The 3,243-nt window shown below is 71.8% G+C and carries 5 protein-coding genes and 1 riboswitch; of the genes, 2 read left to right on the top strand and 3 right to left on the bottom strand.

Features of this window, described 5'->3' with window-relative positions:
• The 3 genes from AC01Y6_RS09940 to cobT form a co-directional block, all read right to left on the bottom strand.
• Positions 1-212: cob(I)yrinic acid a,c-diamide adenosyltransferase (locus AC01Y6_RS09940; RefSeq protein ID WP_476671360.1), on the bottom strand; the 212-nt coding region annotated here is incomplete at its 3' end.
• The gene (locus AC01Y6_RS09935; protein ID WP_476671358.1) at positions 191-886 is read right to left on the bottom strand and encodes an adenosylcobinamide-GDP ribazoletransferase; all 696 of its coding nucleotides are present in this window, start codon (positions 884-886) and stop codon (positions 191-193) included. The genes AC01Y6_RS09935 and AC01Y6_RS09940, both read right to left, overlap by 22 nt.
• The gene (gene cobT / locus AC01Y6_RS09930) at positions 883-1,890 is read right to left on the bottom strand and encodes a nicotinate-nucleotide--dimethylbenzimidazole phosphoribosyltransferase (protein WP_476671362.1); all 1,008 of its coding nucleotides are present in this window, start codon (positions 1,888-1,890) and stop codon (positions 883-885) included. Before cobT ends, AC01Y6_RS09935 begins: the two co-directional genes overlap by 4 nt.
• A gap of 26 nt (positions 1,891-1,916) precedes the next feature.
• Here cobT and AC01Y6_RS09925 point away from each other — a divergent pair, with 26 nt between their 5' ends.
• Entirely contained in the window at positions 1,917-2,450 is a 534-nt protein-coding gene (locus AC01Y6_RS09925) for a histidine phosphatase family protein (protein WP_476671357.1), read from the top strand.
• Between the two features lie 16 nt (positions 2,451-2,466).
• A riboswitch (cobalamin riboswitch) is annotated at positions 2,467-2,605 on the top strand.
• Between the two features lie 333 nt (positions 2,606-2,938).
• Positions 2,939-3,243, top strand: a 305-nt coding sequence (locus AC01Y6_RS09920; RefSeq protein WP_476671361.1) for a HoxN/HupN/NixA family nickel/cobalt transporter, incomplete at its 3' end; no start/stop codon positions are given.

The raw sequence follows: 3,243 nt of genomic DNA, 5'->3' as shown, positions 1-3,243 counted from the left end.
AGGAGGGCGAAGGCCCGGTGCTCCCCGAAGCGGGCGGTCTCGTGCTTGAGGAACTGGAAGATCCGCACCTTTAGCCCTCGGCCGAAGGCGCGGAGGGCGAGGCCGAAGGCGGCGGTGCTTTTGCCCTTGCCGTCCCCGGTGTAGACCAGGAGGAGGCCCCGCCTCTCCCCTCTGGGCTTCTCGTAGGGCTTCACCCGCTTGGGCTCTTCCACAAGGCATAGCCTAGCAGGTTGGCGACCTCGCAAAGGGCGATCATGGCCCCGAGGGCGTCCCCGTTCAGCCCCCCGAGGCGGGCCCAGGCCAGGCGGGCCACTCCCCAGGCGGCGAGGAGGCCGAGGAGGGCGGGAAGGGGGTAGAGGAGGGGGAAGGGCAGGGCAAGGAGGAGGGCAAAGGGCCAAGGCCCCCCCCGGACCAGGCCGGCCATCCCCGGGCCCAGGAGGGGGTAGCGGTGGAGGAAGGGGAGGAAGGCGAAGCGGGCCCACCCGGGAAAGAGGAGGAGGAAGAGGGGGTCTCGCACCAGGGCCAGGGCCTGGAAGAGGAGGAGGAGGTAGACGCCCCCTACCCCGAAGGCGAAGGCCCCCAGGTGGGGGTCCTTGAGGATGCGGAGGCGCTCCTCCTTGGGCCTCGCCCCCAAGAGGGCGTCCGCCAGGTCCAGAAGGCCGTCCAGGTGCAAAAACCCCGTGAGGCCGAGGAGGAGGGCCACCCCTAGGGCGGCGGAAATCCCCGGGGGCAGGGGCGAAAGGGCGAGGAGGGCCAGGGGAAGCCCGAGGAGGTAGCCCGCCAGGGGGAAGAAGGCCACGCTCCGCTTGAACTCCCTCTCCCCTACCCCCTCCGGGGCCACGGGCAACACCGTGAGGAGGGCGAGGGCGAGGCGGAGGGCCTTCACCCCCGGGACACCCCCGCCTCCTCAAAGGTGGCCATGTGGAGGATGCGGGCGGCGGCCCGGAGGAGGGGCATGGCGAGGACCGCCCCCGTCCCCTCCCCGAGGGCCAGGTCCAGGTCCAAAAGGGGCCTTAGGCCCAGGGCCTCCAGCTGGTGGCGGTGCCCGGGCTCCCGGGAGAGGTGGCCGGCGAAGAGGTGGTCCTGGAGCCCCGGGGCGAGCTTCCAGGCCAAAAGGGCCCCCGCGGTCACGGGAAAGCCGTCCAGCACCAGGGGAAGCCCCGCCTCGTAGCCCTCGAGGTAGACCCCGGCGATGGCGAGAAGCTCAAGCCCCCCCACCTCGGCCGCCACCTCGAGGGGGTCCATCCCCGGGCGGAGGCGGGCGAGGGCCCGGGCCACCGCTTGGCGCTTCCGCCTCAGGCCCTCCTCCCCCACCCCCGTCCCCCGGCCCACCACGGCCTCAGGGGGAAGGCCGAGGAGGGCGGCGGTGAGGGCGGCCGCCGCCGTGGTGTTCCCGATGCCCATGTCCCCGGCGGCGAGGAGGGTGGCCCCTTCCGCGATGGCCCGCCTCGCCGCCTCCTTTCCCGCAAAGAGGGCCTTTTCCGCCTCCTCCCGGGTCATGGCGGGGCCTTGGGCGAGGTTTCCCGTCCCCGGGCGCACCTTGCGCTTGAGAAGCCGCGGGTGGTCGGGAAGCTCCCCCACCACCCCCACGTCCAGGACGTACACCTCGCAGTCCGCCGCCCGGGCGAACTGGTTGATGGCGGCGCCCCCATGGAGGAAGTTCAGGACCATCTGCCGGGTGACCTCCTGGGGGTAGGCGGAGACCCCCTCGGCCACCACCCCGTGGTCGGCGGCGGCCACCACCACCGCCCCCCGGCCGAGCTCCGGCTTCACCCGCCCCTGGAGGGCAGCGAGGCGCACCGCCACCTCCTCCAGGAAGCCCAGGGAGCGGGGCGGCTTGGTGAGCTGGTCCATGCGGAGCCGGGCTTGGGCCAAGACCTCCGGGTCCACCATGGGGGAGAGTTTACCCTAGGGGCATGGAGCTTTGGCTCGTGCGCCACGGGGAAACCCTCTGGAACCGGGAGGGGAGGCTTCTCGGCTGGACGGACCTCCCCCTCACGGAGGAAGGGGAGGCCCAGGCGAAAAGGCTTAAGGGGAGGCTTCCCCCTCTTCCCGCCTTTAGCTCCGACCTCCTGCGGGCGCGAAGGACGGCGGAGCTTGCGGGCTTCACCCCCTCGCTTGCCCCAGAGCTTCGGGAGATCCACTTCGGGGCCCTGGAGGGGGCGCTCTGGGAGGACCTGGACCCCGTCCACAAGGAAGCCCTCCTCCGCTTCCAGGGCTTCCACCCCCCGGGAGGGGAAAGCCTCCTGGCCTTCCAGGAGCGGATCTTCCGCTTCCTGGAGGGGCTTAGGGCCCCTGCGGTCCTCTTCACCCACGGGGGGGTGGTGCGGGCGGTGCTGAGGGCTTTGGGGGAGGACGGCCTCGTGCCCCCGGGAAGCGCGGTGGCGGTGGACTGGCCCAAGAGGGTGCTCGCCCGCCTCCCTCTTGACGGGGGGGGGCCAGGGAGGTAAAACGGGGGCGAGAGCGGCCGGGGTGCCCCAGGGCCCGGATGTCCTGGGGCGCAAAAGGGGGAAGACCGGTGAAAGTCCGGCGCTGTGCCGCAACGGTAACCGGCCCAACCCATAGGCCCATCGTCTAGGCCGGAAGCCCGAATACCCGCCCCGGTGCGCGCCTCACCTGCCCCCGAGCAGGGGCGAAAGGAGGCGGCGATGAAGAAAAGCGGATACCGGTCCCAAGCCCTCTTTTCCCCGCAAAAGGCAGGTGCCCCGTGACGGGCCTCGAGCTTTTGGCCGTGGCCCTGGGGATGCGCCACGGCGTGGACCCCGACCACCTGGCGGCGGTGGACGGGCTCTCCCGGGTGAGGCCCTCTCCCCTTAACGGCTTCCTCTTCGCCATGGGGCATGGGGGCTTCGTCACCCTTCTGGCCTTCCCGGCGGCAGGCCTCCTCGGGCGGGCGAACCTCGAGGCCCTCCACCTCCCCGCCCTTCTCCTCCTCCTGGTGGCGGTCCTGAACCTCTACCGGCTCCTCAAGCCCACCCCTCCCATCCCCTCCAAAGGGCTTCCCCTCCCCAACCCCCTCCTCCTCGGGGTTCTCTTTGGGCTCGGGTTTGAGACGGCAAGCCAGCTTTCCGCCCTGGCCCTCTCCGCCGAGCTCTCCCCCTTGCGCCTCGGGGCCTTCTTCACCCTGGGCATGCTCCTCGTGGACGGGGTGGACGGGTTTTTGGCGAGCCGCCTGCAGAACCTGGCCAAGGACTCCCGAAAGGCGGAAGAGGCGAGCCGCCTCCTCGGGTGGGTGGTGGTGGC

The sequence above is a fragment of the Thermus sp. genome, from assembly GCF_056332225.1.
The sequence above is the reverse complement of the archived record's forward strand: the minus strand, read 5'-3'. Positions and strand labels throughout refer to the sequence as shown.

Bases quoted from the DNA above. Each gene is read 5' to 3' on its own strand.
- AC01Y6_RS09925 (WP_476671357.1), top strand. From the start codon at position 1,917: ATGGAGCTTTGGCTCGTGCGCCACGGGGAAACCCTCTGGAACCGGGAG.